The 18,990-nt window shown below is 70.4% G+C and carries 22 protein-coding genes and 1 tRNA gene; 12 read left to right on the top strand and 11 right to left on the bottom strand.

Going from position 1 to position 18,990, the window contains the following annotated elements:
- Nucleotides 1-6 precede the first annotated feature (6 nt).
- The 5 genes from CI089_RS09580 to CI089_RS09600 all read left to right on the top strand — a co-directional run bounded on the left by CI089_RS09580 (nt 7) and on the right by CI089_RS09600 (nt 4,032).
- Nucleotides 7-477, top strand: a complete 471-nt coding sequence (locus CI089_RS09580; protein ID WP_256977765.1) for an FtsB family cell division protein — start codon at nt 7-9, stop codon at nt 475-477.
- Between the two features lie 104 nt (nt 478-581).
- Nucleotides 582-1,052, top strand: coding sequence for a DUF501 domain-containing protein (locus tag CI089_RS09585; RefSeq protein WP_094262436.1), 471 nt, complete (start codon nt 582-584; stop codon nt 1,050-1,052).
- Nucleotides 1,049-2,314: a S8 family serine peptidase gene (locus CI089_RS09590; protein WP_256977767.1), complete on the top strand. Its 1,266-nt coding sequence runs from the start codon at nt 1,049-1,051 to the stop codon at nt 2,312-2,314. Before CI089_RS09585 ends, CI089_RS09590 begins: the two co-directional genes overlap by 4 nt.
- Before the next feature lie 43 nt (nt 2,315-2,357).
- Nucleotides 2,358-3,794 (top strand): NAD(P)/FAD-dependent oxidoreductase, encoded by a 1,437-nt coding sequence (locus tag CI089_RS09595; RefSeq protein ID WP_094261401.1) that lies wholly within the window; start codon nt 2,358-2,360, stop codon nt 3,792-3,794.
- 165 nt (nt 3,795-3,959) lie between these two features.
- Nucleotides 3,960-4,032 (top strand) — tRNA-Leu (locus tag CI089_RS09600).
- Here the strand turns inward: CI089_RS09600 and CI089_RS09605 are convergent.
- Entirely contained in the window at nt 3,992-4,900 is a 909-nt protein-coding gene (locus CI089_RS09605) for an EamA family transporter (protein ID WP_094262438.1), read from the bottom strand. The two genes, CI089_RS09600 and CI089_RS09605, sit on opposite strands and share 41 nt — an antisense overlap.
- Before the next feature lie 42 nt (nt 4,901-4,942).
- Here CI089_RS09605 and CI089_RS09610 point away from each other — a divergent pair, with 42 nt between their 5' ends.
- The 4 genes from CI089_RS09610 (at nt 4,943) to ilvA (ending at nt 8,536) form a co-directional block, all read left to right on the top strand.
- A complete protein-coding gene (locus CI089_RS09610) occupies nt 4,943-5,422 on the top strand; it encodes a MarR family winged helix-turn-helix transcriptional regulator (protein WP_094261402.1) in 480 nt (159 codons plus the stop codon).
- 78 nt (nt 5,423-5,500) lie between these two features.
- Nucleotides 5,501-6,067 (top strand): LemA family protein, encoded by a 567-nt coding sequence (locus CI089_RS09615; protein WP_023950398.1) that lies wholly within the window; start codon nt 5,501-5,503, stop codon nt 6,065-6,067.
- A 64-nt stretch (nt 6,068-6,131) separates the two neighbouring features.
- Nucleotides 6,132-7,313 carry an AI-2E family transporter gene (locus CI089_RS09620; RefSeq protein WP_094261403.1) on the top strand — a complete coding sequence of 394 codons (1,182 nt, stop codon included), beginning with the start codon at nt 6,132-6,134 and terminating at the stop codon, nt 7,311-7,313.
- On the top strand, nt 7,310-8,536 hold the full coding sequence (gene ilvA, locus CI089_RS09625) for a threonine ammonia-lyase (protein WP_094261404.1): 1,227 nt from the start codon (nt 7,310-7,312) through the stop codon (nt 8,534-8,536). Before CI089_RS09620 ends, ilvA begins: the two co-directional genes overlap by 4 nt.
- Before the next feature lie 24 nt (nt 8,537-8,560).
- On the opposite strand, the gene greA is transcribed toward ilvA, so the two are convergent.
- Both greA and CI089_RS09635 read right to left on the bottom strand, forming a co-directional pair.
- Nucleotides 8,561-9,052 (bottom strand): transcription elongation factor GreA, encoded by a 492-nt coding sequence (gene greA / locus CI089_RS09630; protein WP_023950404.1) that lies wholly within the window; start codon nt 9,050-9,052, stop codon nt 8,561-8,563.
- A gap of 84 nt (nt 9,053-9,136) precedes the next feature.
- Nucleotides 9,137-9,532: a DUF4307 domain-containing protein gene (locus CI089_RS09635; protein ID WP_094261405.1), complete on the bottom strand. Its 396-nt coding sequence runs from the start codon at nt 9,530-9,532 to the stop codon at nt 9,137-9,139.
- Nucleotides 9,533-9,612: 80 nt separating this feature from the next.
- Here CI089_RS09635 and CI089_RS09640 point away from each other — a divergent pair, with 80 nt between their 5' ends.
- On the top strand, nt 9,613-9,858 hold the full coding sequence (locus tag CI089_RS09640; RefSeq protein ID WP_023950407.1) for a hypothetical protein: 246 nt from the start codon (nt 9,613-9,615) through the stop codon (nt 9,856-9,858).
- A gap of 13 nt (nt 9,859-9,871) precedes the next feature.
- Here CI089_RS09640 and trhA read toward each other — a convergent pair whose 3' ends face one another.
- Nucleotides 9,872-10,564: a PAQR family membrane homeostasis protein TrhA gene (trhA, locus tag CI089_RS09645; protein ID WP_094262439.1), complete on the bottom strand. Its 693-nt coding sequence runs from the start codon at nt 10,562-10,564 to the stop codon at nt 9,872-9,874.
- Between the two features lie 96 nt (nt 10,565-10,660).
- On the opposite strand from trhA, the gene CI089_RS09650 reads away from it, so the two are divergent.
- A complete protein-coding gene (locus tag CI089_RS09650; protein ID WP_094261406.1) occupies nt 10,661-11,437 on the top strand; it encodes an isoprenyl transferase in 777 nt (258 codons plus the stop codon).
- 192 nt (nt 11,438-11,629) lie between these two features.
- Entirely contained in the window at nt 11,630-12,985 is a 1,356-nt protein-coding gene (locus CI089_RS09655; protein WP_373441595.1) for a PhoH family protein, read from the top strand.
- 39 nt (nt 12,986-13,024) lie between these two features.
- Here the strand turns inward: CI089_RS09655 and CI089_RS09660 are convergent, their stop codons facing one another.
- Genes CI089_RS09660 through xseA form a run of 7 tightly spaced genes read right to left on the bottom strand, consistent with a single transcriptional unit; the run spans nt 13,025 to nt 18,974 of the window.
- Nucleotides 13,025-13,678, bottom strand: coding sequence for a response regulator transcription factor (locus tag CI089_RS09660; RefSeq protein ID WP_094261407.1), 654 nt, complete (start codon nt 13,676-13,678; stop codon nt 13,025-13,027).
- A complete protein-coding gene (locus tag CI089_RS09665; RefSeq protein WP_179223306.1) occupies nt 13,675-14,649 on the bottom strand; it encodes a sensor histidine kinase in 975 nt (324 codons plus the stop codon). The genes CI089_RS09660 and CI089_RS09665 overlap by 4 nt, the downstream gene beginning before the upstream one ends.
- A 10-nt stretch (nt 14,650-14,659) precedes the next feature.
- The gene (locus CI089_RS09670) at nt 14,660-16,054 is read right to left on the bottom strand and encodes a class II fumarate hydratase (RefSeq protein WP_094261408.1); all 1,395 of its coding nucleotides are present in this window, start codon (nt 16,052-16,054) and stop codon (nt 14,660-14,662) included.
- Nucleotides 16,055-16,083: 29 nt separating this feature from the next.
- Nucleotides 16,084-16,761: a carbonic anhydrase gene (locus tag CI089_RS09675; RefSeq protein ID WP_094261409.1), complete on the bottom strand. Its 678-nt coding sequence runs from the start codon at nt 16,759-16,761 to the stop codon at nt 16,084-16,086.
- On the bottom strand, nt 16,758-17,399 hold the full coding sequence (locus CI089_RS09680; RefSeq protein ID WP_094261410.1) for a DUF4245 family protein: 642 nt from the start codon (nt 17,397-17,399) through the stop codon (nt 16,758-16,760). The genes CI089_RS09675 and CI089_RS09680 overlap by 4 nt, the downstream gene beginning before the upstream one ends.
- Nucleotides 17,399-17,632, bottom strand: a complete 234-nt coding sequence (locus tag CI089_RS09685) for an exodeoxyribonuclease VII small subunit (RefSeq protein WP_023950420.1) — start codon at nt 17,630-17,632, stop codon at nt 17,399-17,401. The genes CI089_RS09680 and CI089_RS09685 overlap by 1 nt, the downstream gene beginning before the upstream one ends.
- A gap of 10 nt (nt 17,633-17,642) precedes the next feature.
- Nucleotides 17,643-18,974, bottom strand: a complete 1,332-nt coding sequence (gene xseA / locus CI089_RS09690; protein ID WP_094261411.1) for an exodeoxyribonuclease VII large subunit — start codon at nt 18,972-18,974, stop codon at nt 17,643-17,645.
- Between the last annotated feature and the right edge of the window lie 16 nt (nt 18,975-18,990).

The following is an 18,990-nucleotide window of genomic DNA, read 5'->3' on the forward strand; positions in this document are numbered from 1 at the left end:
GGAGCCGTGGTCAAGACGACGGCTCCCTCTTCTCGTTCCCGGCGGCGTGTCGACGTTCGCGAGTGGATGGGCGGCATCCGGGTGTCGGGCTTCGCCTTCATCATGCTGGGACTCGTCGTGCTGGCCGCCTGCGTGCTGGTCCCGTCGGTCAGCACCTACCTCGATCAGCGCGCCCAGATCGCCGCGCTGGAGGAATCGGTCCGCGTCGGTCAGGACGAGGTCGACGCCCTCTCGGCCGAGCGCGAGCAGTGGCGGGATCCGGCGTTCATCATGACCCAGGCGCGCGATCGGCTCTATTACGTGCGTCCCGGCGAAGTCGTCTACCTCATCGACGACGATCTCCCGGCATCCGCCGTGCCCGATGATCCGGCGGCGGTCTCGAGCGACGTCGAACGCACCCGCACCGACTGGATGTCGCAGTTCGTGCGTTCGGTCGTGACCAGCGGATCCGCGCGCACGGCCGCCACCGGCCCGTGAGCACCGGCGCCGTGCCGCCCCAGGAGCCAGCCAGCGGCGGACGGTAGCCTGTCAGGGTGACTGCTCCCGCTCTGACGCCCGCGACCGACGCCGACCTCGAGGTCATGCGCGAGCAGCTGGGACGCCCGATGCGCGGTGTGGTGGGCATCGCGGCGCGCTGCGTGTGCGGCAACCCGACGGTCGTGTCGACCGAGCCGCGGCTGCCCGACGGCACGCCGTTCCCGACGTTCTACTACCTGACCCACCCCGGCGCGACAGCGGCCATGTCGGCCCTCGAGGCGACCCATGTCATGCGGGAGCTCTCCGACCTGCTGGCCGACGACTCCGACATCGCCGCGGCCTATCAGCGTGCCCACGAGCGGTACCTCGCCGACCGTGCCGCGTACGGCGAGGTCGACGAGATCGCCGGCATCTCCGCCGGAGGGATGCCGACGCGCGTCAAGTGCCTGCACGCGGTCGCCGCCCACGCACTGGCTGCCGGCCCGGGGGTCAACCCCATCGGCGACCTCGCGCTGGAGCGATCCACCTGGTCGCCCGAGCGGTGCACGTGCGCGAACCCCCGGGTGGCCGCGTGACGCGGCGCGTCGGGCGGTTCCTGCGCGCGACCGTCGTCGGCGTGCTCGTCGTCACCGCGGCGACGGCGGGAGCGGTGGTGCCCCCGGCAGACCCGGCGCGTCAGGCGGAGTACTGGCTCGACGACTACGGCATCCGCACGGCGTGGCAGACCACGCGCGGTGCAGGAACGACGATCGCCGTCATCGACACCGGCATCGGACGCGGCCCGGCCGAGTTCGAGGGGGCGGTCAGCGCTGGAGCGGACTTCTCGGGCTCGGGCAGCGCCGACGGCCGCACTCCGGTGGGAGGCGACGACCGCGACCACGGCAGCTGGGTCGCTTCGCTGGCGGCGTCCCGCGGCACCGGTCCCGACACCGGGATGATCGGGGTGGCGCCCGAAGCGAAGCTGCTGTCGCTGTCGATCGGATTCGGCGGCAGCTCTGACATCCCGTTCGCCACGCAGGTCGCCGACGCCATGACGTGGGCCGTCGACCAGGGCGCCGACGTCATCAACCTCTCCTTCACGACGAACCTCCTCGAATGGGACCCGTCGTGGGACACGGCCTTCCAGTACGCGTACGACCACGATGTCGTGGTCGTCGTCGCCGCCGGCAACCGGGGGACCGGCACCGACCGCGTCGGGGCCCCGGCGACGATCCCGGGCGTCCTCACCGTCGGCGGTGTCGACCGCGGCGGAGTCGCGAGCCAAGAGGCGTCGACGCAGGGCATCACGATCGGCATCTCGGCGCCGAGCGAGGGCCTGCTCGGGGTCTCCGCCGACGGCCGGATCGTGGTGTGGGACGGAACCAGTGGCGCAGCCCCGATCGTCGCGGGCGTCGCGGCGCTGGTGCGCTCGGCGCACCCTGGACTCGACGCGAACAACGTCATCAACCGCATCATCAAGACCGCGCGGGCCGTGCCCGGCGTCTCGGCGAAACCCGACCCGCTCTACGGGTACGGGCTGCTGGATGCCGCGGCCGCGGTGACCGCCGCTGTTCCGGCCGTGTCGGAGAACCCGATGGGCGATCTCGCGGAATGGGTGCGCATCTATCGCCGTGCGGAGCAGGCGCCCGCACCGCAGCCCACGACCTCGCCCGTCGCGCTTCCGGAGCTGCCCGCCGCCGACCCTCCGTCCGAGGCCGGTTCGCCGCTGCTGCCGAGCATGAATACGCTGCTGTACGGGACGGTCCCGCTCGTGGGTGCGACCATGGCCGCTATACTGGTGGCGCTCGGCGTCACTGCTGCTGTCCGGCGCATCCGATCGGCCCGCGCGTCGCGCTAGCCGAGCCCCCGATCAAGGAGTTCTTCCGAACGTGTCCACATCTGTGCCCCAGATCCTCGTCGTCGGTGGCGGCTACGCCGGCTTCTACACTGCGTGGAAGCTCGAGAAGCACCTCCGCAAGGGTGAGGCCGAGGTCACCATCGTCGACCCGCTGCCGTACATGACCTACCAGCCCTTCCTCCCCGAGGTCGCGGCCGGTGAGATCGAGGGCCGCCACGTCGTCGTGGGTCTCCGTCGTCACCTCAAGCGCACGAACGTCGTCAACGCGAAGGTCACGAAGATCGACCACGCGAACAAGGTCGCCACGATCACGCCCGCCGAGGGCGAGCCGTGGGAGCACCGCTACGACCAGATCGTCGTGACCGCCGGCGCCGTCTCGCGCACCTTCCCCATCCCGGGCATCGCCGACAACGCGATCGGCCTGAAGACGGTCGAAGAGGCCATGGCGATCCGCGACCGCATCCTCACCAACTTCGACCGCGCGGCGAACCTCCCGGCCGGTCCCGAGCGCGACCGTCTGCTGACCGTCGTCGTCGTCGGCGGCGGCTTCGCGGGCATCGAGGTCTTCGCCGAGCTGCGCGCCATGGCGTCGTCGCTGCTGAAGAACTACCCCCAGCTGCGCTTCGAGGACACGCACTTCCACCTCATCGAGGCCATGGGCCGCATCATGCCGGAGGTTTCGCTCGAGACGAGCCAGTGGGTGCTGAAGGACCTCGCGAAGAAGGGCGCCAACGTGCACCTGGACACGCAGGTCCAGGGCGCCGAGGGCGGCAACGTCGCGCTGTCGACGGGCGAGGTCATCCCGACCGACGTCATCATCTGGACCGCCGGTGTCATGGCGAACCCGACCGTCGTCCGCGGCAGCGACCTGCCCGTCGAGGAGCGCGGCCGCATCCGCACGCGCGCCGACCTCCGGGTGGGCACGCCCGAGGAGATCGTCGAGGGCGCGTGGGCTGCCGGTGACATCTCGGCCGTCCCCGACCTGAGCGGCGGCGGCGTGGGCGGCTACTGCGTGCCCAACGCGCAGCACGCCGTGCGTCAGGCCAAGCTCCTCGCGAAGAACCTCGTCGCGGTGCTGCGCGGTGAGACGCCTCGGGAGTACTTCCACAAGAACCTCGGTGCGGTCGCCGGTCTCGGCCTCGGCAACGGCGTGTTCCAGTCGGGCAAGATCGCGATCAAGGGCTTCTTCGCCTGGGTCGCGCACCGCGGCTACCACGGCCTCGCTATGCCCTCGTGGGAGCGCAAGTGGCGCGTCGTCGGCGACTGGTGGATGAACTTCTGGCTCGGGCGCGACAACGTCGCGCTTCAGGGCACGCTCACCCCGCGCGCCGCGTTCGAGGAGTTCGCCGCACGTCCGCGCCCCGCGCAGCCGGCCGCCGAGAACCCGCAGCCGCCGATCGACCCCAAGAGCGTCGCGAAGGACGAGGGCGCCGCGGCGGTGGCCCCGGCCGAGAAGGACAACAAGGTCAACGCGAGCTGACACCCAGCCGCCGCGAGGCCCCCGCACCGCACGGTGACGGGGGCCTCGTCGTTTCTGCTCACGGCGCCCCTGGCGCGGGTTGGCGGGTCGCGCCCCTTCGCGGGCTGTGAGCGGGCGTGTGCTGCCAGGCGAGGGGCCGGCGCGGGGCCGGTAACGTGGGACCGGGCCCCCGTAGCCCAATGGCAGAGGCAGGCGACTTAAAATCGCTTCAGTGTGGGTTCGAGTCCCACCGGGGGTACGCGCGGCGTCTTCGGGCGCGGCTGCGCCACCGCGGCCGTGACCGATGCGAGCACAGCCACCAAGCCGAGGGCTTGCAGTGTGCTCAGGGTCTCTCCCGCGACGATCAGCCCGAGCAGGACGGCCACGACGGGGCTCAGCAGTCCGACGAAGGCGGGCAGGCGCGTCGGCAGCGACCGCACGCCCCGGAACCACAGCACGTAGGCGAGGGCGGTGCCGATGAGCGTGAGGTACGCGTAGGCGCCGACCTCGGTCGCCGTCGGCAGCGCGTCCGGGAGCGGCTCGACGAACGCCGTGAGCACGGCGAGCAGGAGCCCGCCGGCGAGCAGCTGCCACGCCGTCATCGCGAGCGGCGGCTGGCCGGAGCCCCAACGTTTGGTCAGCACGGTCCCGACGGCCATCGACACGGCTCCGCCGAGCGCCGCTGCGACGCCGACCGGGTCGAGGGCCGCGCCGCCCGGCGCGACGATGAGTCCGACACCGACGACCCCGGCGGCACCGGCGAGTACCGTCACGACGGGGAGACGCTCCGACAGGATCCGCCACCCGAGTACCGCTACGAGGAGCGGCTGGATGCCGCCGACGACGGCCGCGACACCTCCGGGGAGCCGATCGGCGGCGACGAAGAGGTACCCGAAGAACGCGGTGAAGTTCAGGGCGCCGAGCACCCAGGAGCGCCACCACCACGATCCGGAGGGGAGCCGCCGGGCGGCGAGGAGCAGGATCAGTCCGGCCGGCAGCGCGCGTACCGTCGCGATCAGCAGGGGATGCCCCGGCGGGAGGAACGTCGTCGTGGTGAGGTACGTGGTTCCCCACGCGACGGGCGCGATGGTGGTGAGGGCGACGAGAGCGGCACGATTGCTAAGCACTTAGCCACTATAGCGAAGTGCTTAGCGACTAGGATGACGGACATGGACCACGTGGACCGGATCCTCGAACAGTGGGCACGCGAGAAACCCGGGCTCGACGTGAGCCCGATGGCCGTCATCGGGCGACTCGGGCGGGCTGCCGCATCCGTCGATGCGCGGCTCGCCGCGACCTTCGCGAGCCACGGCATCGACGCCGCGACTTTCGACGTCCTCGCGACCTTGACCCGGCAGGGCGCGCCCTATGAGCTGACGCCGGCCGCACTCGCTGCCGACGCCATGATCACCTCCAGTGCCGTCGCGCAGCGGCTGAACCGGCTCGAGGGTCTCGGCTACGTCAGCCGCCATCCCGACCCGGCCGACGGGCGGGGCAAGATCGTCCGGCTGACCGCGGAGGGTCGCGCCGTCGTCGAACGCGTGCTCCCCGACCATCTGGAGACCGAGCGGGTAGCGCTCGCTCCGCTCTCGGACCCCGAACAGGCGCAGCTCGCCAAGCTGCTCTCCCGACTCGCCCCCGGTGGGTAAGACCTGCGAGTTCCGCCGCGCGGCGGATTCGGCCGGAGGCTCGCTGGTTAGACTGGTCGCGGAGAGAGGGGACATGCAATGGAGTGGCTGATCCCGGTCATCGTCGTCGTCGCACTGCTTGCCATCGTCGGCATCTATCTGTGGGCGACGTACAACTCGCTCGTGGCGCTGAACGTCCGTGTCGACGAGGCCTGGAGCGACATCACGGTGCAGTTGAAGCGCCGCGCCGACCTGCTCCCCAACCTCATCGACACCGTTCGTGGCTACGCCGCTCACGAGAAGGCGGTGTTCGAGAACGTCACCCGTGCCCGCGCGGAGATCCTGTCGGCGAGCGGACCCGCGGAGGCGGGCGTGGCGGAAGGCCACGTGCAGCAGGCTCTGAAGTCGCTCTTCGCGGTTGCGGAGGCGTACCCCCAGCTGCAGGCCAGCCAGAACTTCCTCCAACTGCAGCAGGCGCTCGTCGACACCGAGGACAAGATCCAGGCGTCTCGCCGCTTCTACAACGGCGGCGTGCGCGAGCTGAACACCAAGATCAAGGTGTTCCCCAACAACCTGTTCGCCCGCAGCCTCGGATTCACCGAGCGCGAGTTCTTCGAGGTCGAGAACGGGGCGGCGATCGCCGAGCCCCCGCGCGTCCAGTTCTGAGCACCCGCTCTGAGACGGCTCCGGGCGGTCGGGCGTGCCTCCGCCGGAGTCTTAGACTGACGGGATGAGCGACGACAAGGTCGGGCGGTCGTTCCTCGACGCCCTGCGCAACCGCACCGTTGCCACCGAGACGTCGACGAGCATTCCTCGCGGCCTGCGTCTCGCTACGGCGTACTCGTGGCGACTGCTCGTGGTCGCGGCCGCCGCCGGCGTGGCTATCTGGATCATCATCCAGTTGAAACTGCTCGTCATCCCGCTGCTCATCGCGATCCTCATCGCCGCGCTCCTGTGGCCCGGGCTTCTCTGGATGCTGGAGCACCGCGTGCCGCGCTGGGCCGCGATCGTGCTGAGCGTGCTCGCGACGATCGCCGTCATATCGGGCCTGCTCTGGCTCGCGATCTGGCAGATCAGCCGGCAGTGGGCATCGGTGCAGGCGCGCACGGTCGAAGCGGTCGGTCAGCTGCGCCAGTACCTCATCGACGGACCGCTCCATCTCACCTCGACGGAGATCGACGACCTCCTCCAGCAGGGCTGGGGCTTCCTCGAGCAACAGGCGTCGTTGCTGTGGTCGGGTGCCCTCGCGATCGGTTCGACCGTGGGTCATGTCGCGACCGGCGCCCTGCTGGTGCTGTTCATCCTGCTGTGCATCCTCGCTGACGGCGGGCGCATCTGGCGCTGGGTCGTCCGCCTCTTCCCGCGTCAGGCTCGGCCGGCGGTCGACGGCGCCGGGCGCACCGGATGGCGCACGGTCGTGACCTACGCCCGGACCCAGCTCCTCGTCGCGACGATCGACGCGACGGGCATCGGTCTGGGCGCCCTGTTCCTCGGCGTGCCGCTGGCCGCTCCCATCGCGGTGCTGGTGTTCCTCGGAGCGTTCATCCCGTTCGTCGGTGCCGTGGTCACGGGAGCTCTCGCCGTCTTCCTCGCGCTCGTCTACAACGGCCCCTGGATCGCCCTGTGGATGCTCGTCATCGTGCTCGGGGTCCAGCAGGTCGAGGGCCACATCCTGCAGCCGCTCCTGATGGGATCCGCGGTCAAGGTCCACCCGCTCGCCGTCGTCATCGTCGTCGCCGGGGGTGCGATGGTGGCCGGCATCCCGGGGGCCCTGTTCGCCGTGCCGCTGGCGGCATTCGTCAACGTCGTCGTGCTCTACATATCGCGACGTTCGTGGGAGACAGGGGTCGCCCCGCGACCCGATGAGATGATCTGGAGCACCGTGCCCCGAGACCGGAGGAAGAACGCATGACCGGACCCACTCCGGCCGATCTCGACGCCGCGGCAGCCGTGCTCGACGGCGTCGTCACCCGCACGCCGATGGAATACTCCGAGCACCTCTCGGATCTCCTGGGCGTGCCCGTGCACCTGAAGCTCGAGAACCTGCAGCGCACCGGGTCGTTCAAGATCCGCGGTGCGACCTACCGCCTCTCCCGCCTGACGGCGGAGGAACGCGCTCGCGGTGTGGTCGCGGCCTCGGCGGGCAACCATGCGCAGGGCGTCGCGCTCGCAGCGCAGAAGCTCGGCATCCCCGCGACGATCTTCATGCCGCTCGGGGTTCCCGTTCCCAAGCTCCTCGCGACCCGCGGTTACGGCGCGGACGTCGTGCTCGAGGGCGCGACTGTCGAGACGCCGCTCCGGCTGGCTGCGGAGTTCGCGGAGCGGACGGGCGCGGTGCTCATCCATCCGTTCGACCACCCCGACGTCATCACGGGGCAGGGGACGCTCGGGCTCGAACTCGTCGAGCAGGTGCCCGACATCGAGACGCTCCTCATCCCCATCGGGGGAGGCGGGCTCATCGCCGGTGTCGCCGCCGCGGTCAAGGGCCGCGCCGCCGCCGAGGGGCGACGGGTGCGCGTTATCGGCGTCCAGGCGGAGAACGCCGCCGCCTATCCCTCGTCGCTGGCGGCAGGGATGCCGCTGGCGGTCGAGACGACGCCGACCATCGCCGACGGCATCGCGGTCGCGCGGCCCGGTGATGAGACGTTCGCGGTGATCCGCGAGCTCGTCGACGAGGTCGTGACCGTTTCGGACGACGACATCGCCCGCGCGCTCCTGGTGCTCCTCGAGCGTGCGAAGCAGGTCGTCGAGCCGGCGGGGGCCGTCGGCGTCGCCGCGATCCTCGCGGGAAAGGTCACGGCGTCGGGGCCGACCGTCGCCGTCCTCTCCGGCGGGAACATCGATCCGCTGCTGCTGCAGCGGGTCGTATCCCACGGGCTGGCGGCATCCGGGCGCTACATGACGCTGCAGATCCCGCTGCCCGACCGTCCCGGTCAGCTCGCACGCGTCTCGGAGCTGCTGTCGGTCGCGGGGGCCAACGTGATCGAGGTGCTGCACACCCGCCACGGGCAGGGACTGCAGATCAGCGAGGTGATCCTGCAGCTGAGCGTCGAGACGCGGGGCGAGGAGCACCGCGCACAGGTGATCTCGATCCTCGAGGATGCCGGCTTCGCGCCGACGGTCGTCGCCGATTGACGGACGCCGGCGCGAAGCCGAGGGTCACTGACCCGAGTAGGTCTCGACCTTGACGATCTCCACGGAGATCTCGCGTCCGTTGGGCGCGGTGTAGGAGGTCTTGTCGCCCTCCTTGAGGCCCAGGATGGCCTCGCCCAGCGGCGACGCCTCGCTGTAGACGTCGAGTTCGGAGCCGGCGGCGATCTCGCGACTGCCGAGCAGGAAGACCTCCTCGCCGCCCGCGACGAGCGCGGTGACGACGGTGCCCGACAGCACGGTGCCATCGGACTCGGGAGCCTCGCCGACGGTGGCGTCCTTGAGCAGCTGCTGGAGCGTGCGGATGCGCGCCTCCTGCTTGCCCTGCTCGTCCTTGGCGGCGTGGTAGCCGCCGTTCTCCTTCAGGTCGCCTTCCTCGCGAGCGGCCTCGATGCGCTTGGCGATCTCTTCGCGGCCCGTGGTCGACAGGTGTTCGAGCTCCGCGACGAGACGGTCGTAGGCGTCCTGCGTGAGGAAGGTGACGGGAGCGTCGTTCGACATGTGATCTCCTTGCACTGGCGCGGCACACAGCCGCCTATGGCGAACGCCCCGGCATCCGACCGGGGCGCACAAGAAAGACCTAGACTACGGGATCCAGCAAGAGGTCACCAAACCATTCGTCGCGAGGGCGACGGTCGGGATCGTCTCGGTGAAGGCTCGCGAGACGCCGTCCGCGGCGGGGTATTCCACGACGCGCCAGCCGACGACGCCGTGCTCGGTGTCCTGCGCCTCGAGCGCGCAGGCGAGCGGCTTGTCGCGCGCGCCGCTGACCTGGAACGAGACGACGACCGAATGCTCGTCGACCACCTGGAACCCGGTCGCGTCGGTGTCGACGGAGGTGACGGCCCCGCTGACCGTCGTCCAGGCCACGAGCCCGAGGACAGCCGCACCGAGGACGCTCGCCACGGCGATCAGGATGCGGCGGGAACGCTTCTCGCGCGTCCGACCGTAGCGCTGGTCGAGCTTGAGCTGCGTCGTCATCGTGGCGGTCTCCGAGGGGGTTCTGACGGGATTAGGCTGGTGGTTCCAGGCTAAGCGCTTCTCGCGCAGATCGAGGAACCATGAACTCCCTCCTGTGGCTCACATCGGCGGCGACACCGATCCCCGAGATCACGGTCGACCCCACGTCGGTCACCCCCGGTCCGTGGGGCTTCGGAGCGATCGTGATCCTGACGATCGCGGTCGTGCTCCTGCTGCTCGACATGCTGCGACGGGTCCGTCGCGGCCGCTACCGTGCCGAGGTGCGCGAGCAGCTCGACGAGGAGGATGCCGCCGCGCGCGGCGAGCAGGACGCCGACACGCGCTGAGCCCGGACGCGGCTCAGCCCGCGTGGTATGCGGGCTGGAGCGCGATGAGCAGGCACGCCGTCCAGTGGCAGAGGAACGCCAGCACGGTGCACACGTGGAAGATCTCGTGGAATCCGAAGTGTCCCGGCCACGGGTTCGGCTTCTTCAGGGCGTAGACCACAGCGCCGCCGCTGTAGAGCAGGCCGCCGATGATCACGAGGATCATCATGGCGGCGTTGGCCTGGAACAGCGGCACGATGTACATCACGGCGGCCCATCCCAGGGCGAGGTACAGGGCGACGTAGAGCCAGCGGGGTGCGTGTATCCAGAACACGCGGAAGAAGATCCCGGCGATCGCGCCGCCCCACACCAGCGACAGCAGCAGCACGGTCTGCTCGGTGGGAAGGGCCAGCACCGCCAGCGGCGTGTACGTTCCGGCGATCAGGAGGAGGATGTTCGCGTGGTCGATCCGCTTGAGGATGGCCTTCGTGCGCGGCTTCCAGTCGAATCGATGGTAGAGCGCGGAGTTGCCGAACAGCAGCAGCGAGGTGGTCATGAACACGGCGCTCGCCCACTTCGCCGGTGCGCCCTGCGCCAGGACGATCAGGACGATGCCGGCGGCGATCGCCACGGGGAAGGTCGCCGCGTGGATCCAGCCGCGCCACGACGGGCGCAGCTCGACCTGAGCGCTGACGGCAGCGGCGTCCAGAAGGGGAAGCTGGGGCATGTCGGCGCCCTCATCGGGTGCGGGTCGGGTCACAACACGAGCGTACGCTCCGCCATATGCCAGCGTTCACATGAGGGCGGGGAGTAGCGTAGGGGAGTGGCTGCGAACCGCGGACGAGGACCCCTCTATCGACTGTATGCGTCCCGGCTGCGCCGGCACCTGACGCCGGAGACCGTTCCACATCACGTCGCCATGATGATCGACGGGAACCGGCGGTGGGCTCGCCAGGCGGGGTACCCGACGCCCGCGGAGGGGCACCGGGCCGGAGCCGCGAAGATGTACGAGTTCCTCCGCTGGTGCGACGAGCTCGGCATCCGCGTCGTGTCGCTCTACCTGCTCTCCCACGACAATCTCGCCAAGCGCGACTCGCGCGAGCTCGCCGACCTGCTCGAGATCATCGCCGAACTGGCCGAGACTCTCTCGAGCGAGCCCGGATGGCGCGTGCAGCACGTCGGCCGCGCGGCGCAGCTGCCCGAGGACCTCGCCCGGGTCCTCGCCAAGGCCGAGGACCGCACCCGGGAGAACACCGGTCTGCACGTCAATCTCGCGGTCGGTTACGGCGGGCGGGGCGAGATCGTCGATGCCGTGCGCAGCATCATCACGAGTCACCACGAACGTGGCGGGTCGATGGAGGAGCTCGCGGAGAGCCTGACGCCCGAGCAGATCGGCGAGCACCTCTACACCGGCGGACAGGCCGACCCGGATCTCGTCATCCGGACGTCGGGCGAGCAACGCCTGAGCGACTTCCTGCTGTGGCAGTCCGCGCACAGCGAGTTCTACTTCGTCGAGGCTCTCGGCCCCGACCTGCGCGAAGTGGACTTCCTGCGCGCGATCCGTGACTTCGCGACGCGCGACCGCCGCTTCGGCGGCTGACGCGCCCGTTCCGCAACGCAGAGTTCACCATCGCGAAACGTTCGCGGGCGTGTCGGTTTCGTTCGCCGCGGGTCGGCCGCCGTACTGTCATCGCAACGGGCACGGCGCCCGTTCGAGTCGGCCTTCTCACGACTCGTGACCCCTGGTCGACTCGTGTGAATCGGGTGAGACACCCGAGGCGGGGAGTGGGTTGTGGCCGCACGAGCAACAGAGCAGCAGCGTCGCGTCATCCACGGCGGAGGTGAGGAGCTCGACCAAGAGCTGCGCACCTACGTGCTGGACACGTCGGTCCTGCTGAGCGATCCGCGAGCGTTGTTCCGCTTCGCCGAGCATTCGGTGGTCGTCCCCGTCGTGGTCGTCACCGAGCTCGAGGGAAAGCGGCACGATCCCGAGATCGGGTACTTCGCGCGCCAGGCGCTCCGCCACCTCGACGACCTGCGGGTCGAACACGGCCGGCTCGACTTCCCCGTTCCCGTCGGCGAAGGCGGCACGTTGCGCGTCGAACTGACGAACACCGACCCCTCGGTGCTCCCGGCGGGGATGCGCCTGGGCGACAACGACACCCGCATCCTCGCCGTCGCCATGCACCTCGCTCAGGAGGGGCAGCCCGTCACGGTGGTGTCGAAGGACCTGCCGATGCGCGTCAAGGCGGCCTCGCTCGGCATCAGTGCCGAGGAGTACCTCGCCGAGCAGGCCGTCGACTCCGGGTGGACCGGGATCGCCGGCATCGACCTCTCGGGCGACGAGATGAGCGACCTCTACGAGAGTGAGGTCGCTACGAGCGACGAGGTGCGCGGGGTGCCCGTGAACACCGGACTCGTGATCCATTCGGAGCGGGGCTCCGCGCTCGGCCGGGTGACGGGCCCGGGCTCGTTCCGGCTCGTCCGGGGCGATCGCGACGTCTTCGGACTGCACGGACGATCGGCGGAGCAGCGGATCGCGATCGACCTCCTGCTCGACCCCGAGGTCGGCATCGTCTCGCTCGGCGGCCGCGCCGGGACCGGCAAGTCCGCCCTCGCGCTGTGCGCGGCCCTCGAATCGGTGCTCGAGCGGCAGCAGCAGCGGAAGATCATCGTGTTCCGCCCTCTCTTCGCCGTCGGGGGTCAGGAGCTCGGGTATCTTCCCGGCGACGCCCAGGAGAAGATGAACCCCTGGGGTCAGGCCATCTTCGACACTCTCGGGTCGGTCGTCTCCGGCAACGTCGTCGAGGAGATCATCGCCCGCGGCCTGCTCGAGGTGCTGCCGCTCACCCACATCCGGGGGCGTTCGCTGCACGACGCGTTCGTCATCGTCGACGAGGCGCAGTCGCTCGAGCGCAACGTCCTGCTGACGGTGCTGAGCCGCATCGGTCAGAACTCGCGTGTCGTGCTCACCCACGACGTCGGGCAGCGAGACAACCTGCGGGTGGGACGCCATGACGGGATCGCCTCGGTGATCGAGACGCTCAAGGGGCACGACCTGTTCGGGCACGTGACGCTCATGCGGTCGGAGCGTTCGGCGATCGCAGCGCTGGTCACCGACCTCCTCGAGGCGGGCGAGCTCAGCTGATCCCGAGTGAGGCCGGCCTCGGGAAGACCGGGGCCGGCCTTACTCCCAGCGGTAGCCCTCGCCGCGCACCGTCACGATGCGCGACGCGCCGACCTTGCCTCGCAGATAGCGCACGTACACGTCGACGACGTTGGAGCCCGGGTCGAAGTCGAGCTCCCAGACGCGGCTGAGCAGGGTCTCGCGACTGAGGACCTCCCCAGCGTGCCGCAGGAACTGTTCGGCGAGGGCGAACTCGCGCGCCGACAGATCGATGTCTCGCCCGTCGACCGTCGCGCGGCGGGTCAGCATGTCGAGGCTCACCCCGTCGCGGGTGATCACGGTGGCCGGGCCCGGGCTCTCGCGCAGTCGCGAACGCACCCGGGCGAGGAGCTCGGCGACGACGAACGGCTTCGGCACGTAGTCGCTCGCGCCGGCGTCCAAGCCCTCGACGGTGTCGTTCGTGCCGCTGCGCGCGGTCAGCATGATGACGGGCACGGCCGAGCCCGACCCGCGGACGCGTCGCAGCACGTCGAAGCCGTCGATGCCCGGGAGGCCCACGTCGAGGATGATCAGGTCGACCTCCTCCGTCTCGAGCAGCTCGAGCGCCGTCTCGCCGTCCTCGGCGACGAGGGGTTCGAGCCCGTCGGTGCGCAGCGCGCGCTCGAGGAGGGCGATGATGTGGGGCTCGTCGTCGACGAGCAGGATGCGGGTCATCCGATCTCCTTGCGCTGGAGGACGACTTCTCCCGCCCGGACCGGCGCCGGAAGACGCAGGCTCGAACGGAGCGGAATCGTGATGGTGAAGGTCGCGCCGCCGCCGGCGGTGTCGGTGACGGCACAGGAACCGCCGTGGCCCTTGGCTATCGCGTCGACGATCGCGAGGCCCAGCCCCGAGCCGCCGGCCGAACGGCGACGGCCGCCGCGGTCGAACCGGCGGAAGATGCGGTGCCGGGCCGCCGGCGGGATGCCGGGGCCGTGGTCGCGCACCCAGAGGTGGAAGGCTCCCGCGTAGACGCCGCTGCCGAGCTCGATGGCCGTGCCGGCCGGTGTGTGCTTCGCGGCGTTGTCGGCGAGCTGGAGCCACGCTTGCAGCAGGCGGTCGGCGTCGCCGTGGATGATGCCGCGCTGCGTCGCCTCCACCGTCCATTCGTGTCCGGGGATCACGGTGACGAGGTCGACGACCCGCTGGGTGAGGCTCTCGATGTCGACCTCGTCCATGGCGAAACGCTCGCCTTCGACCGAAGCGAGGAGGTCGATGTCGCCGATGAGACGCGTCATCCGGTCGAGCTCGCCGATCGCGATCTCGCGAACGGCGTCGACATCCGCGGGATCGGTCGCGTCGACGAGTTCGAGGTGCCCCCGCACGATGGCGATCGGTGTCTTGAGCTCGTGACGCACGTCGTCGAGCAGCCGTCGCTGCGACTCGACCGCCGCATCGAACGCGTCCTGCGCCGCCGCCTCGCGCGGCGGGGTGGCCAGGAGCGGCCAGCCCACGAGCCACACGGTCACGAGGGTGCCGGCGCCGACGGCGGCGAACACGAGGACCGCTGCCCAGGGGAGGTCTGCTCCGAGCAGGAGGAAGACCAGCAGCGAGCCGATGGCGGCGACGACGAAGCCGGCGCACACGATCACCAGGACGATCCCCAGGATGCGCGCGCGCCGGGCTTCCGACCGCGACGGGTTCACCCTCCGATTATCAACCAGGGTGGGTCATCGACAGCAGGTCGAGCTTCTCGTCGAGCTGCGCCTCGGTGAGCTCGCCCCGCTCGACGTAGCCCAGGTCGATCACGGCCTCGCGCACCGTGATGCCCTTGGCGACGGAGTGCTTGGCGATCTTCGCGGCAGCCTCGTACCCGATGAGCTTGTTCAGCGGGGTGACGATCGACGGCGACATGCCGGCGAACGCGGCGGCACGCTCGACGTTCGCCTCCAGGCCGGCCACCGTCTTGTCGGCGAGCACGCGCACGGCGTTCGAGAGAAGGCGGATCGACTCGAGCAGCGCGGTGCCCATCACCGGGATGGCGACGTTCAGCTCGAACGCGCCGGATGCTCCGGCCCACGCGACCGTCGCGTCGTTTCCGATCACCCGGGCTGAGACCATCAGCACCGCCTCGGGGACGACGGGGTTGACCTTGCCGGGCATGATCGACGACCCGGGCTGCAGGTCGGGGATGTGGAGCTCGCCGAGTCCGGTGTTCGGCCCCGAGCCCATCCAGCGGATGTCGTTGTTGATCTTCGTCAGCGACACGGCGATGGTGCGCAGTGCGCCCGACGCCTCGACGAGGCCGTCGCGGTTGGCCTGCGCCTCGAAGTGGTCCTTCGCTTCGGTGATCGGCAGTTCGGTCTCGGCCGCGAGCAGCTCGATGACCTTCTGCGGGAAGCCGAGCGGCGTGTTGATGCCCGTCCCGACGGCGGTCCCGCCGAGGGGGACCTCGCCGACGCGGGGGAGCACGGCCTGGACGCGCTCGATGCCGAGGCGCATCTGGCGCGCGTAGCCGCCGAACTCCTGACCGAGGGTGACCGGCGTGGCATCCATGAGGTGGGTGCGACCGGACTTCACGACGTCCTTCCACTCCTCGGCCTTTGTCTCGAGAGCGACCGCGAGGTGGTCGAGGGAGGGGATGAGGTCGTCGATGAGCGCCTGGGTCACGGCGATGTGCACCGACGTGGGGAAGACGTCGTTCGACGACTGCGACGCGTTGACGTGATCGTTCGGGTGCACCGTGCTGCCGAGCGCGCGGGTCGCGAGGGTGGCCAGCACCTCGTTCATGTTCATGTTCGACGACGTGCCGGAACCGGTCTGGTACGTGTCGACGGGGAAGTGCGCGTCGTAGCGCCCGGTGACGACCTCATCGGCTGCTCCGGCGATCGCGTCCGCGATGGCGGGGTCGAGCGTGCCGAGCTCCTTGTTGGCGAGCGCGGCGGCCTTCTTGATCCGTGCGAGTGCGGCGATCTGGCTCGACTCGAGTCCCGAGCCCGAGATCGGGAAGTTCTCGACCGCGCGCTGGGTCTGCGCAGCGTAGAGGGCGTCCTTCGGGACGCGGACCTCTCCCATGGTGTCGTGCTCGATGCGGTACTCGATGTCGGTCACGTCGTTGTTCCTCTCTCGGTGGGATGTCGTCAGGATGCGGCGTCGTCGTGGACGTCGCCGAGGATGATGGAAGCCTCGGCGGCGCCTTCGCCGAGGCGGTAGTTCGCTCCGATGATCGCCAGCCGCCCCTCGGCGACGGCCGTGCTGATGAGCTCGGACGCGTGGAGCAGCTGGCCGACGGTGTCGCGCAGGTGCTCGCGGCCCACGACCTCGGGGTCCACGGTCTCGGGCGTCACGCCGGCGTCGGCTCCCGCCCGCAGGACGCGGCGCACGGCGGGCACGATGGGGGAGATCTGACGCCAGATGAGCGGGGGCAGCGGGGGAGCGTCGATACCCGTGCTGTCGATCGCGGCACGCACGGCGCCGCAGGCGTCGTGGGCGAGCACGACGATCAGCGGGACGTTCAGCACGGCGACGGCGTACTCGAGGCTGCCGACGACGGAGTCGGAGATGACCTGACCGGCGTTGCGGATGACGAAGAGGTCGCCGAGGCCCTCGTCGAAGATGATCTCGGCCGCAAGGCGCGAGTCGGAGCAGCCGAAGAGCGCAGCGCGCGGAGTCTGCGAGCCGGCGATCTCGTGGCGGCGCTCGACGTCCTGTCGGGGGTGGCGCGGGGTGCCTTCGACGAATCGGATGTTTCCCGCGCGCATCTCGTCCCAGGCTTCCTGGGGGGTGGGGGATGCCGGAGCGGCCGCGGTCGACGTCATGGTGTCTCCTCCTGCAGTTCGACGATCTGGGTCGCGAGACCGCGCGCAGCGGTGCGCACGGTCTCGGCGTCGATGGCCCCGCCGCCGTAGACGAGGATGGTGTCTGCTCCCGCCTGCGTCGTCAAGGCGTACGAGATGTTCCCGGCGCGCGCGGGGTCGGGGATCTCGAAGACGTCCCACGACACGCCGTCGATGGTCTCGGTCGACGTGGTGCGCGAGCCGCTGATCTGCCGCGACGCCCAGCCTGCGTCGGCGTCGAACGCCTGCTGGACGTTGACGTATCCGCTCGCCGGGGCGTAGACGATCTCCCAGGTCTGGACGTCGTCGCCGGCGAGCTCCGCCTTGTTCACGCGCCACGTCTCGGGGACATCGGGAGCCACGAGCTGGCGGCCGATGCCGGAACCGACATCGGTGGCGACCGCCGCGACGTCGATACCGGGCTGCTCGGGGACCGAGCCGCGCGGCACCGCGAAGACGATCACCGCCACGACGGCGACCGTGACGATGAGCGCTGCGAGCAGGTTCCGGACGTTCTGACTCGAGCGATAGACCTGCGACGACGCGGCCTTCCGTGCCGCGGTCTCGTCGGGCGTCTCGGGCCGCCCGAGCTCCGCGACGACGCGGGGCCCCTTGGCCATCACGCGTCGTCCGCGCGCGTGGCGCGCGCTTCGTCGAGCCGGCGTTTGGCGCCGAGCAGCCATTCCTCGCACCGGGCCGCGAGCTGCTCGCCGCGCGTCCACAGGGCGAGGGACTGCTCGAGGGTCGGCGCCCCCTGTTCGAGTTCGGCCACGACGCGGACGAGCTCGTCGCGCGCCTGCTCGAAGCTGAGGGTCTCGACGTCGGCGGAGAGCCCTTCGGCCGGCGGAGTCATGTCAGCCATTCTAGGACGGGTCCGCCGGTGCGCCCGTCGCGTTCGCCGGTGCGCCCGTCGCCTCAGCGGGCGCGGCCCCATCGTCGACGATGCCCTCGGACCGCGCCGCGAAGGCCCCGCGGCCGACGGTGACGGTGACGTGCGCGCCCGCCGGGGCCTGCGCGGCATCGCGGATGATGACTCCCTCGTCGAGATGCGCGATCGCGTAGCCGCGGTCGAGCGTGGCGCCCGGAGACAGCGCCCGAAGAGTCGCGCGGAGCCGGGCCACGTCGTGGCCCGCGGCGTCCATGCGGCGCGTCACGACGTCTCGACCGCGCGCCGTGAGGACGTGGAGTTCGTGGGCACGGGTCGTCATGAGCGATTCCGGGTTGCGCAGCACCGGTCGAGAGCGCAGCTGCTCGAGTTGCGCGAGATCGTGCGAGACGCGCTGGGTCAGTCGCGTGCGGGCGCGGCTGCGCAGCTGCTCGACGAGCGCGCGCTGCTCCACGACGTCGGGCACGACCCGCTTGGCGGCGTCCGTCGGCGTCGAGGCGCGGAGGTCGGCGACGTCGTCGAGGAGCGGATGGTCGTTCTCATGGCCGATCGCCGAGACAACGGGTGTGGTCGCCGCGGCCACGGCGCGCAGCAGGCGCTCATCGCTGAAGCCGAGGAGCGTCTGCGGGTCGCCGCCCCCGCGCGCGATGACGATCACGTCGACCTCGGGGTCGGCGTCGAGGGTGCGCAACGCCGCGATGGTCTCGGGTACGCACCGGTCGCCCTGCACCGCCGCATGCACCGTGCGGAAGGCGACATGGGGCCAGCGCAGCTCGGCGTTGCGGTGCACGTCGCGCTCGGCGTCGCTGCGCTCACCCGTGATCAGGCCGATCGTGTGGGGGAGGAAGGGCAGGGTCTTCTTGCGCGAAGCGTCGAACAGACCTTCCGCCCGAAGCTTCGCGCGCAGACGCTCGAGCTGGACGAGCTGATCGCCGAGGCCGGTCGGGCGCATGGCCGAGACGGTGAACGAGAAGTCGCCGGACTTCACGAAGTAGTCGCTCTTGACGCACGCGACGACGCGGTCGCCGACCTGCGGGCTCGAGCCGAGCCGCTGCAGCGTGCTCGACCAGAGGCGGAACGACAGCGCGGCATCCGCTTCGGCATCCTTCAAGCGGCCGAAGACATGACCGCCGCGGAGGTTCCACGAGGTGATCTCGCCCTCGACCCATACGGCGTTCCACCGCTGTACGAAGTCGCGGATGGTCTCGTTGAGCCGCGAGATCGAGGTCGGCGTCTGGGGTGAGGAGTCGCGGGGATGAACGGCATCCGGCGGCGGCGTCTGATCGGGCGCGGTCTCGAACGACGGCATGGGGCTCCTCACGGCC

The sequence above is a fragment of the Microbacterium sp. Yaish 1 genome (genome assembly GCF_002245215.1).
Classification (GTDB): domain Bacteria; phylum Actinomycetota; class Actinomycetes; order Actinomycetales; family Microbacteriaceae; genus Microbacterium.